This window comes from Rahnella sp. CFA14(1/10) (assembly GCF_004195095.1).
GTDB lineage: Bacteria > Pseudomonadota > Gammaproteobacteria > Enterobacterales > Enterobacteriaceae > Rahnella > Rahnella perminowiae.
In genome coordinates, this window is the sequence record NZ_SEWS01000006.1 from 229,678 (window position 1) to 247,959 (window position 18,282).

General features: G+C 53.7%; 21 protein-coding genes and 3 pseudogenes. 20 read left to right on the forward strand and 4 right to left on the reverse strand.

The features are described 5' to 3' along the window. The first annotated feature begins 21 nt into the window (after window positions 1-21). The 8 genes and pseudogenes from EVX52_RS13975 to EVX52_RS25565 all read left to right on the forward strand — a co-directional run. Window positions 22-744 carry a GntR family transcriptional regulator gene (locus EVX52_RS13975; RefSeq protein ID WP_129991518.1) on the forward strand — a complete coding sequence of 241 codons (723 nt, stop codon included), beginning with the start codon at window positions 22-24 and terminating at the stop codon, window positions 742-744. Window positions 745-828: 84 nt separating this feature from the next. Then, entirely contained in the window at window positions 829-2,097 is a 1,269-nt protein-coding gene (gene urtA, locus EVX52_RS13980; protein ID WP_129953968.1) for an urea ABC transporter substrate-binding protein, read from the forward strand. A 139-nt stretch (window positions 2,098-2,236) separates the two neighbouring features. Continuing rightward, window positions 2,237-3,814, forward strand: a complete 1,578-nt coding sequence (gene urtB, locus EVX52_RS13985; RefSeq protein ID WP_129991519.1) for an urea ABC transporter permease subunit UrtB — start codon at window positions 2,237-2,239, stop codon at window positions 3,812-3,814. Next, window positions 3,814-4,887, forward strand: coding sequence for an urea ABC transporter permease subunit UrtC (gene urtC, locus EVX52_RS13990; protein WP_129991520.1), 1,074 nt, complete (start codon window positions 3,814-3,816; stop codon window positions 4,885-4,887). Before urtB ends, urtC begins: the two co-directional genes overlap by 1 nt. Further along, on the forward strand, window positions 4,887-5,693 hold the full coding sequence (gene urtD, locus EVX52_RS13995; RefSeq protein WP_205951600.1) for an urea ABC transporter ATP-binding protein UrtD: 807 nt from the start codon (window positions 4,887-4,889) through the stop codon (window positions 5,691-5,693). Before urtC ends, urtD begins: the two co-directional genes overlap by 1 nt. 11 nt (window positions 5,694-5,704) lie before the next feature. Continuing rightward, complete coding sequence (gene urtE / locus EVX52_RS14000) at window positions 5,705-6,403, forward strand: urea ABC transporter ATP-binding subunit UrtE (protein WP_129953974.1); 699 nt, start codon at window positions 5,705-5,707, stop codon at window positions 6,401-6,403. Between the two features lie 84 nt (window positions 6,404-6,487). Next, window positions 6,488-6,868, forward strand: a complete 381-nt coding sequence (locus tag EVX52_RS14005) for a hypothetical protein (RefSeq protein ID WP_129953975.1) — start codon at window positions 6,488-6,490, stop codon at window positions 6,866-6,868. Window positions 6,869-6,957: 89 nt separating this feature from the next. Further along, window positions 6,958-7,032, forward strand: a pseudogene (locus EVX52_RS25565) (antitoxin); the annotation flags it as partial. 250 nt (window positions 7,033-7,282) lie between these two features. Here the strand turns inward: EVX52_RS25565 and EVX52_RS14015 are convergent. After that, a complete protein-coding gene (locus tag EVX52_RS14015; protein WP_129953977.1) occupies window positions 7,283-7,531 on the reverse strand; it encodes a GlsB/YeaQ/YmgE family stress response membrane protein in 249 nt (82 codons plus the stop codon). A 404-nt stretch (window positions 7,532-7,935) separates the two neighbouring features. On the opposite strand from EVX52_RS14015, the gene EVX52_RS14020 reads away from it, so the two are divergent. The 3 genes from EVX52_RS14020 (at window position 7,936) to EVX52_RS14030 (ending at window position 9,451) form a co-directional block, all read left to right on the forward strand. Beyond that, the gene (locus EVX52_RS14020) at window positions 7,936-8,193 is read left to right on the forward strand and encodes a YdgH/BhsA/McbA-like domain containing protein (RefSeq protein WP_129991521.1); all 258 of its coding nucleotides are present in this window, start codon (window positions 7,936-7,938) and stop codon (window positions 8,191-8,193) included. Between the two features lie 156 nt (window positions 8,194-8,349). Further along, window positions 8,350-8,985: a LysE family translocator gene (locus EVX52_RS14025; RefSeq protein ID WP_129991522.1), complete on the forward strand. Its 636-nt coding sequence runs from the start codon at window positions 8,350-8,352 to the stop codon at window positions 8,983-8,985. 19 nt (window positions 8,986-9,004) lie between these two features. Beyond that, a complete protein-coding gene (locus tag EVX52_RS14030) occupies window positions 9,005-9,451 on the forward strand; it encodes a GNAT family N-acetyltransferase (protein WP_129953982.1) in 447 nt (148 codons plus the stop codon). On the opposite strand, the gene yfcF is transcribed toward EVX52_RS14030, so the two are convergent. Continuing rightward, window positions 9,443-10,072: a glutathione transferase gene (yfcF, locus tag EVX52_RS14035; RefSeq protein ID WP_129953984.1), complete on the reverse strand. Its 630-nt coding sequence runs from the start codon at window positions 10,070-10,072 to the stop codon at window positions 9,443-9,445. The genes EVX52_RS14030 and yfcF overlap by 9 nt on opposite strands. Before the next feature lie 294 nt (window positions 10,073-10,366). Here yfcF and EVX52_RS25380 point away from each other — a divergent pair, with 294 nt between their 5' ends. From EVX52_RS25380 to EVX52_RS14055, 4 genes and pseudogenes are all read left to right on the forward strand, one after another. Further along, on the forward strand, window positions 10,367-10,513 hold the full coding sequence (locus EVX52_RS25380; protein ID WP_205951601.1) for a hypothetical protein: 147 nt from the start codon (window positions 10,367-10,369) through the stop codon (window positions 10,511-10,513). Window positions 10,514-10,971: 458 nt separating this feature from the next. Continuing rightward, window positions 10,972-11,163, forward strand: a pseudogene (locus EVX52_RS14045) (type VI secretion system tube protein Hcp); the annotation flags it as partial. 217 nt (window positions 11,164-11,380) lie between these two features. Further along, window positions 11,381-11,917, forward strand: coding sequence for a hypothetical protein (locus EVX52_RS14050; RefSeq protein WP_129953986.1), 537 nt, complete (start codon window positions 11,381-11,383; stop codon window positions 11,915-11,917). A gap of 5 nt (window positions 11,918-11,922) precedes the next feature. Then, window positions 11,923-12,402, forward strand: a complete 480-nt coding sequence (locus EVX52_RS14055) for an N-acetyltransferase (protein WP_129991523.1) — start codon at window positions 11,923-11,925, stop codon at window positions 12,400-12,402. A gap of 9 nt (window positions 12,403-12,411) precedes the next feature. On the opposite strand, the gene EVX52_RS14060 is transcribed toward EVX52_RS14055, so the two are convergent. Both EVX52_RS14060 and EVX52_RS14065 read right to left on the reverse strand, forming a co-directional pair. Then, complete coding sequence (locus EVX52_RS14060; RefSeq protein ID WP_129991524.1) at window positions 12,412-12,864, reverse strand: GNAT family N-acetyltransferase; 453 nt, start codon at window positions 12,862-12,864, stop codon at window positions 12,412-12,414. A 29-nt stretch (window positions 12,865-12,893) separates the two neighbouring features. Beyond that, window positions 12,894-13,460: a helix-turn-helix domain-containing protein gene (locus EVX52_RS14065; RefSeq protein WP_129953991.1), complete on the reverse strand. Its 567-nt coding sequence runs from the start codon at window positions 13,458-13,460 to the stop codon at window positions 12,894-12,896. Between the two features lie 138 nt (window positions 13,461-13,598). On the opposite strand from EVX52_RS14065, the gene EVX52_RS14070 reads away from it, so the two are divergent. From EVX52_RS14070 to EVX52_RS14090, 5 genes and pseudogenes are all read left to right on the forward strand, one after another. Next, window positions 13,599-14,801, forward strand: coding sequence for a benzoate/H(+) symporter BenE family transporter (locus tag EVX52_RS14070; RefSeq protein WP_129953993.1), 1,203 nt, complete (start codon window positions 13,599-13,601; stop codon window positions 14,799-14,801). Window positions 14,802-14,923: 122 nt separating this feature from the next. Beyond that, window positions 14,924-15,955, forward strand: a complete 1,032-nt coding sequence (gene idnD / locus EVX52_RS14075; protein WP_129991525.1) for an L-idonate 5-dehydrogenase — start codon at window positions 14,924-14,926, stop codon at window positions 15,953-15,955. Between the two features lie 87 nt (window positions 15,956-16,042). Continuing rightward, on the forward strand, window positions 16,043-16,639 hold the full coding sequence (locus EVX52_RS14080; RefSeq protein ID WP_129991526.1) for a DJ-1/PfpI family protein: 597 nt from the start codon (window positions 16,043-16,045) through the stop codon (window positions 16,637-16,639). A 128-nt stretch (window positions 16,640-16,767) separates the two neighbouring features. Continuing rightward, window positions 16,768-17,310 (forward strand): annotated as a pseudogene (locus EVX52_RS14085) (isochorismatase family protein); the annotation flags it as partial. A 47-nt stretch (window positions 17,311-17,357) separates the two neighbouring features. Beyond that, window positions 17,358-18,272, forward strand: coding sequence for a GlxA family transcriptional regulator (locus EVX52_RS14090; RefSeq protein ID WP_129991528.1), 915 nt, complete (start codon window positions 17,358-17,360; stop codon window positions 18,270-18,272). Window positions 18,273-18,282 lie beyond the last annotated feature (10 nt).

Sequence of the window (18,282 nt, forward strand, 5' to 3'; positions counted from 1 at the left end):
AAAAACCTAAGGGAATATTTTATGCAACTGACTGGCCCGAAATCTTCACGCAGTAAAAGCCGTCCGGAAGGGCTGGCGGAACGCATTTATCAGCAACTGAAAGACGACATTTTCAGTTTTCGCCTGCTGCCGGGTGACCGGTTCAGTGAAAACGACATTGCCGACCGGATGGACGTCAGCCGCACACCGGTACGTCAGGCGCTGTTCTGGCTGGAGCACGAAGGCTACGTCGAAGTGTTTTTCCGCAGCGGCTGGCAGGTGCGCCCGTTCGATTTCGACTTTTTCGAGCAATTGTACGACCTGCGCATCGTGCTGGAACTGGAAGCGGTAAAACGGCTGTGCGCATTGCCGCCTGCCGCCCAGCCCTTGCAGCTGGCCGAACTGAAAGCGTTCTGGGTTGTTCAGCCTCAGCTGGCAGATGGCCAGGTGGTATCGCGTTATGACGAAGCGTTTCACATGACGCTGGTGGCTGCAGCCGGTAACGCCGAAATGGCGCGTATCCACCGCGAGCTGACGGAGAAAATCCGCATCATCCGGCGTCTGGATTTCACCAAAGGTGAGCGGGTTAACGCCACCTATAAAGAGCATGCGGGCATTTTGCTCGCCATCATTCAACAACAAACCGGGGAGGCACAACGCCTGTTACACGACCACATTGCCGTCAGTAAAGCCGAGGTGCGAAAAATTACTTTGCATATGTTGCACCGGGCGCGGGCGGAGAGTGACGAGGGCAACCCGTCATGACTTTTTTAAATGTTGTTTCGACTTTCATCATACCCGCGTTCTCTTAACGTATTTAAATCACAGCATTTTACAGAGGATTCATCTATGCAACGTCGACGTTTTATTAAAGCCTTTGCTCTTTCCGCCACCGTAGTCAGCATGGGCCTGGCCTGGAGCGCGCAGGCTGCCGACACCATCAAAGTCGGTATCATGCACTCGCTTTCCGGCACCATGGCGATTTCAGAAACCCCGCTGAAAGACGTGGCGCTGATGACCATTGACGACATCAACGCCAAAGGCGGCGTGCTGGGCAAAAAACTGGAACCGGTGGTCGTCGATCCGGCTTCCAACTGGCCATTGTTCGCCGAAAAAGCCCGCCAGTTGCTGACGCAGGATAAAGTCGCGGTAGTGTTTGGCTGCTGGACCTCGGTGTCGCGTAAATCCGTGCTGCCGGTGTTTGAAGAACTGAACGGCCTGCTGTTCTATCCGGTGCAATACGAAGGCGAAGAAATGTCGCCAAACGTGTTCTACACCGGTGCAGCGCCTAACCAGCAGGCGATCCCGGCGGTGGAATATCTGATGAGTGAAGACGGCGGTGCGGCCAAACGCTTCTTCCTGCTCGGCACCGATTATGTGTATCCGCGAACTACTAACAAAATTCTGCGCGCCTTCCTGCATTCCAAAGGCGTGAAAGACAGCGATATCGAAGAAGTCTATACGCCGTTCGGTTACAGCGATTATCAGACTATCGTCTCCAACATTAAGAAATTCTCCGCAGGCGGAAAAACTGCCGTGATTTCCACTATCAACGGTGATTCCAACGTGCCGTTCTACAAAGAACTGGCAAATCAGGGTGTGAAAGCGACCGATGTGCCGGTAGTGGCGTTCTCTGTGGGTGAAGAAGAACTGCGTGGGATCGACACCAAACCGCTGGTGGGCGATCTCGCGGCGTGGAACTACTTCGAGTCCGTCGATAACCCGACCAACAAGAAATTCGTGGCCGAATGGAAGGCCTACGCTAAAGCCCACAAACTGCCAAACGCCGATAATGCGGTCACCAACGACCCGATGGAAGCGACTTATGTCGGTATCCATATGTGGGCACAGGCGGTGGAAAAAGCCGGTACGACGGACGTGGATAAAGTCCGCGCCGCCATGGCCGGGCAGACCTTCGCCGCACCATCCGGCTTCACGCTGACCATGGATAAAACCAACCATCACCTGCACAAACCGGTGATGATCGGCGAAATCGAATCCAACGGTCAGTTCAACGTGGTCTGGCAGACCGACAAACCTATCCGCGCCCAGCCGTGGAGCCCGTACATCGCGGGTAACGATAAAAAGCCAGATACTCCGGTAAAAACGACTCACTGATCATTCATGAGTCGCCATTAATACCCCACCCCTCCCCTTCGCAGGGGAGGGAGCAGATCGGCGCTTTTCACTCCTCCCCTGCGAAGGGGGGGACTGGGGAGAGGGTTTAGCAACGAACTCCGGGCAACAGGAAAACATCATGACGCATTTTTTATCTCACTTCAGGCCACTGATTTTCCTGCTTGGTTGCCTTCCGCTTCTGGCCGTGGCGGGGGCGGCGAATGACTTTGCTGCCGCCAGCCGCAGCCAGCAGGCCACGTTATTACAGCAATGGGCGGCCGATCCGCAGCCGGAAAGACTGCCCCTGCTCGAAGCACTGAAGCAGGAAAACGTCGTCACCGACGAAGCGAAACATGCGTTTGTGCAAAAGGGTGAGCAGCTGGCACCGCTGGAAGGTGACGTGAAGCCGCAGGGCGAAGTCAAAAAAGTCTGGCTGAATAACCGTCTGCGTATCCTGATTGCCAATGCGCTTTCCGCACACCGTCTGGTGAGCACAGACAGCGCCGTCCGGTTGCAGGCCGCCAAATCTCTGCAACGCGAAGCGCAGGCCGATCAGTTGCCGCTGCTGACCCGTCGTCTTGAGCTGGAAAAGGACAGCACGGTGCACGACGCCCTTTCCATCGCGCTGGCGAATTTACAGCTGGCCGATACCCGTCCGCAGGTGCGCCTGAAGGCCGTTGAACTGCTCGGCACGTCGGGCGATCCGGACACGCAAGGCCGTCTGCAAAGCCTGACGGATCCGAAAACCGAGCCTGACGCTACGGTGCGCAACGCCGCGCTCGCCAGCCTGAAAGCGGTGCAGCATCGCCTGATGATTGGCGATTTGCTCGGGCAGGCGTTTACCGGTTTGTCGCTCGGCTCGATTCTGCTGCTGGCTGCCCTCGGTCTGGCGATCACTTACGGTTTGCTGGGCGTGATTAACATGGCGCACGGCGAAATGTTAATGATCGGCTCCTATTCGACCTATATGGTGCAGTCGCTGTTTCAGCACTACGCGCCGGGTCTGCTGGCGCTGTATCCGCTGGTCGCGCTGCCGGTAGCCTTTTTCATTACCGCCGGGATTGGCATGGCGCTGGAGCGCACCGTCATCCGCCATTTATACGGACGCCCGCTGGAAACCTTGCTGGCGACCTGGGGCATCAGCCTGATCCTCATCCAGGGCGTGCGCATGCTGTTTGGCGCGCAAAACGTCGAAGTGGCGAACCCCGGCTGGCTCTCCGGCGGTATTCAGTTGCTGCCAAATCTGGTGCTGCCGTACAACCGCATCGCGGTAATCATCTTCGTATTGCTGGTGCTCGGCCTGACCTGGTTGCTGCTTAATAAAACCCGGCTGGGCATGAACGTACGCGCCGTGACGCAAAACCGCGCCATGGCGGCCTGCTGCGGCGTACCGACCGGACGCGTCGATATGCTGGCGTTCGGTCTTGGTTCCGGCATTGCCGGTTTAGGCGGCGTGGCATTATCGCAGCTCAGCAATGTCGGCCCGGAACTCGGCCAGGGCTATATCATCGACTCCTTCTTAGTCGTGGTGCTTGGCGGTGTCGGACAACTGGCCGGTACCGTGGTGGCGGCTTTTGGGCTGGGCATCGTGAACAAAATTCTTGAGCCGGAGATCGGCGCAGTATTGGGGAAAATCCTGATCCTCGCGCTGATTATCCTGTTTATTCAGAAACGTCCTCAGGGACTCTTCGCCTTCAAAGGCAGGGTGATTGACTGATGAGCCAGCCTCTGACGATTACCGGCGTACAAAAAGCGCCAAAGATTGCGATTTCGGTGGGCACGCTGGTGCTTATCGGTCTGATTGTGATGCCGTTTCTGGCGCTGTTGCCCGCCAGTAATCCGCTGGCGATCTCCACCTATACGCTGACATTGATCGGCAAGATCCTCTGCTACGCGATCGTGGCGATCGCGCTCGATCTGGTCTGGGGTTACGCCGGTTTGCTGTCGCTCGGCCACGGGTTATTTTTCGCCCTTGGCGGTTATGCGATGGGCATGTATTTAATGCGGCAGGCCGCAGGCAGCGGACTGCCGGATTTTATGTCGTTTCTGTCGTGGACGGAGCTGCCGTGGTTCTGGGCGGGTACTCAGCATTTTGCGTGGGCGCTGTGTCTGATCGTACTGGTGCCCGGCGCGCTGGCGTTTGTTTTCGGTTATTTCGCCTTCCGCTCAAAAATCAAAGGTGTCTATTTTTCGATCATGACACAGGCGCTGACTTACGCCGGTATGTTGCTGTTTTTCCGCAATGAAACCGGCTTCGGCGGCAATAACGGTTTCACCGGTTTCACCACCCTGCTCGGCTTTCCGGTTACCGCTACCGGTACCCGCGTGGGATTATTTTTAGCCACGGTTATGGTGCTGGTCGTCAGTCTGGCGCTCGGCTTTGCGCTGGCGCGCAGTAAATATGGCCGCGTGCTGACGGCAGTGCGCGACGCTGAAAACCGGTTGATTTTCTGCGGCTACGATCCGAAAGGCTTCAAGCTGTTCGTCTGGACAATTTCCGCCATGCTGTGCGGCCTGGCGGGTGCGCTGTATGTGCCGCAGGTCGGAATTATCAACCCGGGTGAAATGTCGCCGACCAACTCCATCGAAGCGGCTATCTGGGTGGCCCTCGGCGGACGCGGCACGCTGATCGGCCCGATTATTGGCGCAGGCATCGTCAACGGCGCGAAAAGCTGGTTCACCGTCGCCATTCCCGAATACTGGCAATTTGTGCTCGGTGGCATGTTTATTCTGGTGACGCTGTTCCTGCCGCAAGGTGTGATCGGCCTGCTGCGCAAGAGGAAATCCTGATGGATCCGCTCAACATGACCGAAGACCTGTTTACCCGGCCGCAGCTGGCGGACCGGCATCGCGAACAAACTGACCCGATTTTGCAACTGGAAAACATCAACGTCAGTTTTGACGGATTTAAGGCGCTGACCAATTTGTCGCTGAACATCGGCGTCGGTGAATTACGCTGTGTGATCGGCCCGAACGGCGCGGGAAAAACCACGCTGATGGATGTCATCACCGGCAAAACCAAACCGCAAAGCGGCCGCGTTTTTTACGATCAGCGTACCGATCTGACGAAGCTGGATCCGGTGCAGATTGCGCAGTCCGGCATCGGGCGGAAATTCCAGAAACCGACCGTATTTGAAGCACTGACCGTATTCGAAAATCTGGAAATCGCGCAGAAAACCCATAAATCGGTATGGGCCTGTCTGCGTGCCAAAATGAACAGCGAACAGCGTGACCGCATTGATGAAATGCTTGGTACGCTGCGCCTGGCAGCGGAACGCCACCGGCCAGCAGGCCTGCTTTCGCATGGCCAGAAACAGTTTCTGGAAATCGGCATGCTGCTGGTACAGGAGCCGCATCTGTTGCTGCTCGACGAGCCGGCGGCAGGCATGACTGATGCCGAAACCGAATACACCGCCGAGTTGTTCAAACAACTGGCGGGCAGACATTCGCTGATGGTAGTCGAGCACGATATGGGGTTTGTGGAAACCATCGCTGACCACGTCACCGTGCTGCATCAGGGCCAGGTACTGGCTGAAGGCTCGCTGCGTGAAGTGCAGGCCAACGAGCAGGTCATCGACGTGTATTTAGGACGCTGAGGAATCGCATTATGTTGCAGGTAAATGAACTGAATCAGTTTTACGGCGGCAGCCACATTTTGCGCGGCCTGTCTTTCGAGGCAAAAATCGGTGAGGTCACCTGCCTGCTCGGGCGTAATGGTGTCGGGAAAACTACACTGCTCAAGTGCCTGATGGGACTGATTCCGGCGAAGTCCGGCACCATCAGCTGGCAGGATCAGGTGATCAATAACCGCAAACCGCACCAGCGCGTGCAGGCAGGGATCGCTTACGTCCCGCAGGGACGCGAAATTTTTCCGCGCCTGACGGTGGAAGAAAACCTGCTGATGGGATTATCGCGTTTCTCCGGCAGTGCGGCAAAGCAGGTGCCGGATGAAATCTATCACCTGTTCCCGATCCTGCTGGAAATGAAACATCGCCGTGGCGGTGATTTGTCCGGCGGCCAGCAGCAGCAACTGGCAATCGGCCGCGCGCTGGCCTGTAAGCCGGGCCTGCTGATCCTCGACGAACCGACAGAAGGCATTCAGCCATCGGTGATCAAGGAAATCGGCGCAGTGATCAAACAGCTCGCCGCCCGGGGCGACATGGCGATCCTGCTGGTTGAACAATTCTATGATTTCGCTGCCGCTCTGGCCGACAGCTATCTGGTGATGTCGCGCGGCAGCATTGTGAAACGCGGTCGCGGGGCAGAAATGGAGGCGGAAGGAGTTCGGGGGCTGGTGGCGATTTAGTCGCACTGACTTTTTAGAAGACAAGCCGACATTTTTCCGCCACATTTAGACCCTTTTTAAGTCCGCACTGAAAAGATTAAGAGTATGAAAATCAAAAGTCAGGAAGCCCTGATGCGTCAGCGTAAGCGCTGGATCATGCTGGCGGTGCTGGTGGCGGTTATCGCCGGGTGCCATCAGTGGTGGAAACAGGGGAAGCTGGTTTCGGAGCAGTGGAGCCCGAATAAACAGTACGTGGTGCGCGAGTATAAAACCTTTGAATTTATCCCGCGCATGACCATGCCGGGCGATGGCGGTCATTACTCCGGCTACATGCGCGTATATAACCGTGACGGTAAGCAGTTTTACGAAGAGTATTCCGATCTTCTCGACTTTATCGAAGGCCCGTTCTGGGCGAAAGAAGGCGTCTACTGGATGGGCAATGAAAATCAGGACATCGTGCGGCTGCCGACGTCGCCGGTGGAGTGAAACTTCACTGATGAAACCTTAGGCAGTTTAGGATTAACAGCCGTACAATATTTCGAATGAATCGAACGAATCATTCGAAGGAAGTCAACATGAAGTCACTAAGCGCTAATGAAGTCAAAACTCAATTTGGTGATGTTCTTTTGAGAGTCCAGCGGGAACCTGTGTAAATCAATCGGAACGGCAAACCCGTAGATCTCTTCCGGTTTCTCCATCAGCACCATGTGGCGTACTTTTTAACCACTCCTGCCGGGCTCGTATTTATGGTAATCATGCATAAGAGCCGATCTCCTGCCGATACTCTTTCCATGAGATTGCATGAGCCTGAAGCCAGTTATCAGGTTATGCTTCGGGATTAACAGACACAAAAAGCCGCGACTTGCGCGGCTTTTAACATTTCAGCATCAGAGCAAATCTTTAACTTCTGACTTTACGGTAGATAAACAGCACAACAATTGCACCAATCACCGCGACAACGAAGCTGCCGAAGTTGAATCCGTCCACGCGACCAAAGCCGAAGAAGGTACTGATATAACCCCCTACAACAGCACCGACAACACCCAGAACGACAGTCAGAATGAATCCGCCGCCATCTCTGCCTGGCATGATCCACTTCGCCAGAATACCTGCGATCAGACCAAAGATAATCCAGGATAAAATTCCCATTTTTCGACTCCTCCGAATAAATTTCCGTTACCGTGAATATTGTTCAGCCAAGTTAGCCAAACAAGAGCAGAACGATTCAGGCCCTGCGAGCAGAACGCGTGTTTTACACGCATGCCCTCCTTCTTGAACTACAGATAAAGTCTAGCACCATTCTACAAAACCGCCCAAAATCAGCAGGAAGGGAAGAAATGCAGAGAAATCTAAGGCACTTTCAGACAGTGTCAGCACGAATGCGGTTTCGTCAGTTGCCTGCACGGGGACGTAAAATTGCGTAAAAAGTAGAGCAAATTTTTTGAACGAGATACTCAAATCAATCCGTTTTTCATCCCTGAAGATCACGCCTATTATACATTCATCGAAAGGCAACCACCTTTCACTCTCATAACCTGAATGGATAAATCATCATGAAAAACGTCAAAATTTTTGCTGTAGCTGCCACCCTTTCCCTGATTTCTTTCGGCAGCTTCGCGGCTCAGCAGATTAATCAGCCAACAAATGACATGCAGAAAATCGGTGTAATTTCCGCCGCCAACTCCACCTCTATCAGTGGCCTGGAAGCGAAACTTTCTCAACAAGCACAGGAAGCCGGTGCCTCTTCTTACCGCATCATCTCCGTGACCGGTAACAACAAACTGCACGCTGACGCTGAAATCTATAAATAATCTCCTGCATAAAACCCGCTGAAAAGCCTGTGGAAGCCCGACTTCCACAGGCTTTTTTATTTGCCCGTATTTTTATGCCGAATTTCATTTAAATTCGTGATTGCATCTGTGCCGCACGTTTCACTATTCTGGGTTTTTCGCTCATCAGGAAAAGCCATGACCCTCACCGAATCCCTGCTTTCTTACGCGCTTGCCGCCGGTATTTTAACGCTTACGCCCGGTCTCGATACCGCACTGGTGTTGCGCACTGCTGCCAGTCAGGGCAGTAAAAAGGCGCTGTTTACCGCTTTTGGCATCAGCACAGGATGTCTGGTCTGGGGCGCAATGGTGGCACTCGGTCTCGGTGCCGTGCTGGCTGCCTCTGAAATCGCCTTCAATGTTTTGAAATGGATCGGTGCCGCGTATCTGGCCTGGCTGGGACTGCAGATGTTGTTCAAACCCCGCAGCGAAATGAACATGAATGCGCCGGAAAGCCGCCACAAAGCCTTGCGTATCGGAAACTCGCCGTTCGTTAAAGGTCTTTTTGGCAATGTGCTTAACCCGAAAGTCGGCGTGTTTTATGTCTCCTTCCTGCCGCAGTTCGTCGCCACCGGCTATCCTGTCGGGCCATATATTTTCGGCCTCGCCGCCATGCATGCGGTGATCGGGACGTTATGGTCAGTCACGATGATTTCGGCCACCCGCCCGCTGTCGCGCTGGTTGCGCCGTCCGGCAGTGGTCAGAACGCTGGATCGCCTTACCGGCACCGTATTTATCGCTTTTGCAGTTCGCCTCGCTACGACAAAACGTTAACAATAAAAGGAAAAATGTCATGAAGACCCGTCTCAGCCATGCCCCGACCGAAAGCGATCTCGAGGAGATCAAAACGGCACTGCGGGATTTCAACAGAAACTTTATCCCGAAACCGACATTCCGCGAGTTGGGTATTTTTGTGGAAGATGAAAATGGAAAGAAGCTGGCGGGTATCGTAGCGGAAACCGTCGGTTACTGGATGTACATAAAAATGCTATGGGTCGATGAATCGCTGCGCGGCAAAGATGTCGGCACGCAGCTGATTACAGAAGCAGAAGAAGAAGCCAAAGCACGGGGTTGCCGTTACTCGCTGGTTGATACGTTCAGTTTTCAGGCGCGGCCTTTCTATGAACGTATGGGCTATAGCATGCAAATGGCGCTGGAGGATTATATCCCTGACTCCCGTGCGCCGGACGATGCGCCCTCAACGCATACGCGGTTCTTTCTGACAAAAACGTTAAGCTGAAAGCGCCAGCCATTCCTTAACCGATGGCCGCTGCCATTGCGCATCTGCATACGCGGCCAGTTTTTCCGGTACCGGATCACCGTTCAGATGCAGACGGTTAATCATCAGCGCCAGATCCACGTCCGCAATACACCATTCGCCAAATAAATGTTCTTTGTCGCCCAACAAAAACGCGGCGGCGGCATACAGTTTTTCAGCCGCCTGCTGTCCGTTTGTACTGAGCGCCGGACGTTTCGCACCGGCAAACACCACTTCAGTTGAGCGCTCTTCGCGAATGGGCATCAGATCACTGCGCAGCCATGCCTGTACTTCACGGGCCTTGGCGCGGTTTTCAGGGTCAGCCGGGTAAATCGCCGGGAACGTCGGCGCCGGGAATAACTCTTCGACATATTCATCAATCGCAGAAGATTCGGATAAGACAAAAGCGCCGTTGGTTAATGTCGGTACGCGGCGGGTGATGGAAATCGCCGAATAATTTTCTTTCAGGTTTTCTGCATTAGCCAGATCCACCTTTTCCAGTTCAAAGGGAATGCCTTTTTCGGTTAACGCGACAAAAGCCGACATCACGTAAGGACTGAAAAAATTGGCGTCGGAATACAAAATTAGCGAAGGCTGGCTCATAGCAAACTCCTGAAAGAAAGAGAACAAAGGAGAAAAACATAGCGCAGAAAGAGGGAGGTGTCGTTAAAAACTCATTCAGATGATAAACCCGAGTGGAGTTGTTGGGATACGGGCAAATTTTCTCATTCTAAAAAATGCGTACATCATCTTATACATTCAGCTAATTTTCAGAAACTGATTAAACAAGATATTTTCCGCACCAAACTTTCGCACGTTTTTTAGCCATTGCCATTTGGCTTAAGTCAATATACCCTCTAAAAAACCGCCAAACAAACGGACTTCAAAGGGCGCCTTATGGATAATTCAGAAGAGATAGCACAGCGCATTACCGACATAATTATTTCACCTGATTCAGCTATTGGTTTGGTACATGGAATACTTTCCGTGCCAGTTGATCTGGGATATCTTGCGTATGGTTTTTTCGATACAGACTATACTTAACGATTTCAATAAATATGTTTCAGAAAGCGAAAAAAACAAAACATACAGCCGATCTTTTTTCTCAGTTGTCGGCAGAACTGCAACTAACACAGTTATTGCCGGGAAAGTTGCTATCGCGATAGCTCAAGGAACAAGCTTTTTTGTGAAAGTAAGAGGCGGGGTCATTGGAAACATATTATTAGTCTGAGGAATGAAAGAACGCTGCAGTAGGTCAAATAGGCGCAATCCTTGGCGGTGCATCAGTCTGGTTTTCGTTATTCTTTGTATTTTATTTTGATACCTGGCTGGAGAGATTGCTCGCCATTTCAGCTATGGTATTTGTCATATGGATTATTGGTAAACTAATCGATAAATATTACCCGCAAGATAACTAAACATTAAAAATAAGGATATTTCATGTCAAATCCAGCATATTTATTTCTAACCGGAGTAGATGGTTCGCCGATTGTTGGTGGTTCGTTGAAGCCGAATACTTCAATATCATTTTGGAAAATGTAAAAATTACATCCATTGCACCAAATTTATACCCAAGCAACCAGACTGGAACACATTTTGAAACTATCCAACTACGCTATGAAAGCATTACATGGAAGTATGTAAACGGGAATATCATTTATAAAGATACCTGGAATGAACGCATAACCGCCTAATAGATCGGCGACAACCCACTACAGCCTCCCTCTCTGCTTCTGAAATCCAAAAACGACATATAAAGTCGGCATTTTTACGCCTCCAACCCGGCCCATCCTTATTCATTGTAACAATGAATAAGGATGAGGTCCGCCAAAGATAAACATTCGCATCCTGCGCCGGTCTCCCTATACTGCTGTTATGTCGGCTGATTCAGCACCTGTTCAGGAAACTCCTATGAAGTCATGGCTCTTACCTCTTCTGCTGCTTGCGCCGCTCTGCTCGCAGGCGGCATCCACGCCGAAAGAAATCAAAGCACGGTTCAGCCAGTTCAAGGTCGGGGATAAAACCATTTGCCTCGATGACGTGACTTACGCCAACAACAGCAAAATGAAAGTGATCGAGAACGGTTTTGTCGTCTCGAAGCGCAAGAATGTGCTGGTTTACCAGAGCAACACGTTATTTCTGCTCGGTAATGACGTCACGGTGAACATTAAGGCCGTGATTGAAAGCCGGGCGGGGAAAACAGGATTCAGTAACCAGTTTAAACAGGCGATGATCCGGGTCGACGGAATGGATGATCCGACACGCGCCAGTGAGAAGGCCAAAATCATTCAGTCTTTTGAAGACGTGATTGCAGATAAAAATAATGAAACTCCCTACAGCTCGGTGGCGCTGACGGATAAAGGCTACATCATCACGCAGATGGAAAGTCATTCCACCACCATCAGCGAATGCTACGTTACGCCGTATAAAAAATCGCCGAAGGAGTGATTCTGATGACCTTTTTATCCGCTATGCGTGATACTTTTTACCCGCAATTTTTTGATCGGCTGGTCAGCGATTACGCCAGAGAAAATGTTAGTTCAGGCCGCTGGCAGCAGGAAAATGCGCTGACACGATCACAAGGTGAAATAACGCGTTTGCTGCCGCAGGGCCTGGCCACACCGGATAATTATTTGTTTGAAATAAGAACAGAGGCCGACGGGGAAACTGCGGGGTATATTTGGTTTGCGGTCAGTGAGCGTCAGGGCGAGCGTAGCGCTTTTATTTATGAAGTGTCAGTGTTTCCGCAATTTCGCCGTCAGGGTCATGCCCGCGCAGCCTTTTTACAGCTGGAAGAAAAAGTGCGCGGACTGGGTTTGACATCTGTCGGCCTGAATGTGTTTTATAAAAACAGTGCTGCGCAGGCGTTATACAGCAGTCTGGGCTATGCGCCGACCAATCTGACGATGGTAAAAGCGTTAAGCGCAGAATGACAGCGCCGGTCAGCGCTGGTATTTAATAAAATCAGTCAGCCGCCCCACACGATCGTACAGTTTGCGGGCAGTATGATTCGAGGTTTGGGTCGTCCAGTAGACGTTAGCTTTATTGTTTTCATCGGCGTAGGCGTAAACCGCTTCAATCAGTTTTTGCCCGATCCCCAGTTTACGCGCGCCGTCATCGACATATAAATCCTGCAAATACACCACCTGCTGCATATGCCAGCCATGATCGTGATTGATACAGTTCACCAGACCGACCAGTTTCCCCTCATACTCCGCCACATAGCCAAACATACTGGCATACTCGGGCTGCGATAACCGCCGGAAGGTGTGATCAAACTGCGCCGGATCGAGCGTCGACTGATAAAAATCCAGGTAATCGCGCCATAACATTTCCCACTCCTGACGGTCTGCGGGCGTTAACGGACGGATCACCACATCTTGCGGCTGGCTCATCGGGACATTCTCCTGAGGAAATGAAAACGTTACGGACGTGACTGCGGATAATGTATCAGGTCGTGGAAACGTACGGAATGACCGCTTTCATTGCGGTAAGCGTGCGGGCAATCGGCGGCAAAACGCAAAGCTTCACCGGCACTGAGCAGGCGCGTCATACCGTCCACCGTCAGTGTCAGTTCTCCTTCGATAACAATGACATGCTCAATCACACCGGCTTCGTGTGGCGTGGATTCGCTGCATCCACCCGGTTCAAGATCGATAACAAACATGTCCATACGCAATGTGGTGTCAAACGGAAACAAAGGCACTACGCGCATTCCTGAGCTGTCGCTGTTAAACGTGGTCAGCAAACCGTGCCGGTGCAATGCCGCCGACTGCGCAGGCGGGGTTTCAAGAAACTCCGAGAACGAAACATTCAGGCCACTGGCGATTTTCCATAGCGTCGCAACGGTCGGGCTGGATTCGCCGCGTTCAATTTGCCCCAGCATTGCCTTGCTGACACCGGTGTGTTCTGCCGTCTGGCTGAGACTCCAGCCACGTTCGCTGCGAACGGCTTTCAGCTGGCTGCCAATATGGCGGGTGAGCTCCTGCATCCTGACTCCTCTGGCAATCATTTTTAGCGATCATGGTTGTGCGCTATAACGCACAATGATATTTTGAGCGCATCCGATGTACGCTATAACGCACAACAGCATACCGCCAGCAAGCGGTAACCAGAAGGAATTTCACCTATGGCCTCGCGTTTCAGTCCGCAGGATTTGACATTTTCGGCGGTAATCGCCGGATTTGTTGCGGTTTTAGTCGGTTATACCAGCTCCGCAGCGATTATCTTTCAGGCAGCGGAAGCGGCAGGGGCCAGCGCGGGACAAATTGGCGGCTGGCTGAGTATGCTGGGTCTGGGCATGGGGGTCACCAGCATCGGGCTATCACTGTATTACCGCACACCGGTGGTGACGGCCTGGTCGACACCCGGCGCGGCGCTGCTGGTCACCAGCCTGCCCGGCACCTCACTTAACGAAGCCATTGGCGTATTTGTCTTTGCCACCGGGCTGATCCTGCTGTGCGGCGTGACCGGCTTATTCGCCCGACTGATGCATTACATCCCGCAGGCGCTGTCAGCGGCGATGCTCGGCGGCATTCTGCTGCGCTTCGGGCTGGACGCCTTTACCTCACTGCAAAGCAATTTCGCCCTTGCAGGCACCATGTGTCTGGTGTATCTGCTGGCAAAGCGCGCCCTGCCGCGCTATGCGGTGGTGCTCGCACTGGCCGCCGGGCTGATCGTCGCCGGATTACAGGGTGATATTGCGCTGCACGGCCAGACGCTGACCTTCGCCGCACCGGCGTTTGTGATGCCGCATTTCACGCTTTCCTCAATTATCGGCATCGGCATTCCGTTTTTTGTGGTGACCATGGCCTCACAGAATGCGCCGGGCATCGCCACACTGAAAGCGCACGGCTATCATCTGCCTGTTTCGCCCCTGATTTCCTGGACGGCGCTGACTGCGTTAGTTTTAGCGCCGTTCGGCGGTTTTACCATCTGTATCGCCGCCATTACCGCCGCGATTTGTATGGGCGAGGACATTCATCCCGATCCTAAAAAACGCTATATGGCGGCCGTCTCGGCTGGCGTTTTCTATCTGATTGCGGGCGTGTTTGGCGGCTCCATCGGCATGGTCTTTACCGCCCTGCCACAGGCGCTGATCCACACCATCGCCGGGCTGGCGTTGCTCGGCACCATTGCAGGCAGCCTGTACCGCGCGCTGGAAAACGAGCGTCAGCGCGACGCGGCAATCATTACGTTTCTGATCACGGCTTCCGGTGTCACGCTGCTGGGTGTCGGTTCGGCATTCTGGGGTCTGGCGGGCGGTGTGATAACTCATCTGATCCTCAGCATGCCGGCGCGAAATCGTGATAAATCCGCCGGGAAAAGTTGAGTCCGTTCAAGTTATGGGTAACAGGTTTTCGTAACACGGCACAAGGTGACGTCGATCACATTTTCTGACCGGTAAACCCTCTTTACTGGGCGCAATCAGGCCCTTTAAAGAGCGAGAATCCCATGACTATTGCCACACAATCCTGCGTCGTGACCGGGAAAAAAGACGTCTCGGTGATCCACCAGACCCTCAGCTATACCGGCCAGGGCACGCTGGTGAAAATCACCCGCGGCGGCATCTGCGGTTCGGATCTGCATTATTACGAACACGGCGCTGTCGGTGATTTCAGAGTGCGCGAGGCGATGGTACTTGGCCATGAAGTGGTCGGTGTGGTGGATAAATCGGATAACCCGCGTTTGCAGCCCGGTCAGAAAGTGGCGCTGAACCCGAGTAAGCCGTGCAAAGCCTGCAAGTATTGTCTGTCCGGTGACGAAAACCAGTGCACCACCATGAAATTTTTCGGCAGCGCGATGTATTTCCCGCACATCAACGGCGCGTTCACGCAGTATAAAATCGTCGACAGCGACCAGTGCATTCCTTACGACAATCAGGTCAGTGACCGCCTGATGGTGTTCGCAGAACCGCTGGCCGTCGCCATTCATGCCGTAAACCAGGCGGGCGATATTCATGGTAAAACCGTGTTTGTTTCCGGCGTAGGTCCGATTGGCTGCTTAATCGTGCTGGCAGCAAAAGCCAAAGGCGCGGCGCAAATCGTGGTGACCGACCCGAGCGAACGTTGCCGTACGCTGGCACTGGCAGTTGGCGCAAATAAAGCACTGGACGCTGCACAAGGTGATTTCAGCGAATATCAGGCAGAGAAAGGCTTTTTCGATGTCTCCTTCGATGCCTCCGGCCATCCGTCTTCCATCCGCCGTTGTCTGGAAGTGACCCGCGCACGCGGCACCCTGGTGCAGGTTGGCATGGGGCCGGTAGTGAATGAATTCCCGCTGATGTCGCTGATTGCCAAAGAAATTAACTGGGTCGGCAGTTTCCGTTTCACAGAGGAATTCAATACCGCCGTCGAATGGCTGGCGAATAGAACCGTCGATCCGATGCCATTGCTGTCAGCAGAATTCCCGCAGGAAAGTCTGGTGGAAGCGCTGGAATACGCCCTGGATAAATCCAAAGCGTCAAAAGTGCAGCTGGTCTTCTAGCCCGGTCTGCAATACCAGTCACAATATCAAAACACCGTTTCATTTTATGATGTCCTCTGATTTTTATCCTCAGAGGACATTTGCATTATGGTAAAGGACAAGGCGAAAAAGCAGGTCGCGCTGCTGCTGGCTAACGGATTTGAAGAAGGCGAAGCGGTGATTGTGCTCGATATTCTTGAGCGGCTGGAGATTCAGGTCACCACGCTGGCCTGCCAGGAAAGCCTGACGCTGCGCACGTATCACGGCATTCAGATGCAGGCCAACGAACTGCTGTCCGCGCAGGGCGACCGCTTATTCGATGCTGTGGTAATGCCCGGCGGACCGGAAGGCTCAGTGGCGCTGGCGGCCAGTAAAGCGGTGGTGGAATTTGTCCGACGTCACGACGACGCCGGTAAACTGATCTGCCCGCTGTGCTCCGCTGCCGCGCGTGTGCTGGGCGGGAACGGTCTGCTGAAAGGCCGTCGTTACGTCTGTTCCGGCGATTTATACCAGGACGTGAAAGACGGCGTTTACGTCAATGAGTCCTTTGTGGAAGACGGTAACTTGCTCAGCGGAAAAGGATTAGGGCTGGCGTTTGACTTCGCCTTCCAGCTGGCATACCGCCTGACCGGCGATGCTGAAACCACCAATTTCCAGGCTGATCACATCGATTATCACCACTGGCGCGCCGGCCAGAAGCGTTGATCAAAAAGTTGAACCGGGGCAGATGGCGCAGGTCGTCCGCCCCGGTCAGTATCCTGTCCGTTTTTGGCATTCTTCCCTTTCCAATTCAGGCGCACACTGATTTCACACTCACCAGATGGAGTCCGTAAATGACCCAAAGCGCCCTGTTAAATATCGACGTTCAGCGTTCATTTGAACAAAAAGACTTCTGGCAACAGGATGATTTACCGGCTTTCAGCGAAGCCCTCAACGGCCTGATCGATGGCTGTCAGACCCGCAATGTACCGGTTATCGATGTATTTCACGTCAACCCTGATGGCGACTTTTCGCTGGCCTCCGGTCTGGTCACACCAATGACTTTTCTCACACACCGGCCGCAGCATGTTGTGCATAAACATGTCCACAATGCCCTGACCGAATCCGGCCTCGATGGCTGGTTGCGCGAAAAAGGCATCACGCATCTGATTATCGCCGGTATGCGCACCGAGCAGTGCTGTGAAACCACGGCCCGGGTGGCGTCAGACCTCGGCTATTCAGTGACCTTTGTCACCGATGCGACACTGACGTTTCCGATGACGCACGCCAGTGGTATCACGCTGAGCGCACAGGAGATCAAATTGCGGACCGAACTGGTACTCGCCGACCGCTTTGCCACTGTCACTGACGTGACCGGTGCGCTGGCGCAACTCGACCGCACTGTGTGAAGATAGCGTTTTTCCCCACAGACGGATGAAGCACTATGCAGCGCAATGTCTACTTTGTGACGCTCCCCGGCGTGATGTCGTTAGATCTTACCGGCCCGGCGGAAGCGTTGCGCCTGAGCGGGCAATTTTCGCTTCATTATATCGGGCCGCAGCCGGAAGTGATGATGTCAACCGGCCTGATGGTCAGCCATTTGCAGCCACTGCCGCAAAGCCTGCCCCCGGGCAGTATTGTGATCATACCGGGTGTGGCAGAATCCGACGAAAACTTCTCCTCACCGGTCGCACAGACCGCCTGTGAGTGGCTGCATCAGCAAAAAAGCGCCATTGAAGCAGGAAATTTAAGACTGGTATGCATCTGTTCCGGCAGCCTGCTGGCCGGGCAAGCCGGTCTGCTCGACGGCTATCAGTGCACCACGCATCACGATGTAATCGGACGGTTGCGCGAGCAGGTACCTGCTGCCCAGGTGAAAGATAACCGGATATTTGTCGAAGACCGTTCGGTACTGACCAGCGCAGGCATCAGCGCCGGTATCGATCTGGCACTACATCTGATCGCCACACATCTTGGGCCGCAGGCCGCGCTGGATGTTGCCCGCGAAATGGTGGTCTATTTCCGCCGTGGCGGTGATGATCCGCAACTCTCTCCGTGGCTGCGTTACCGTAATCATCTGCACCCCGCGGTGCACCGTGCGCAAAACCTGATTGCTGCCGAGCCGGAATCGGCCTGGCAGGTGGAAGATGTTGCCGCCAGGGCGCACATCAGCGCACGCCACCTCACCCGTTTGTTCCGACAACATCTGGGCATCAGCGTGCGTGACTACCACGAGCAATTGCGTATCGCCGTGGCGCAACAACGCCTTCAGCAGGGATCCGGCATCGAAAAAGCCGCACTCGCTGCGGGCTTCTCATCCGCACGGCAATTACGCCGGGCGCAGGAGCGGTGGGCGTAATATCAGGTCA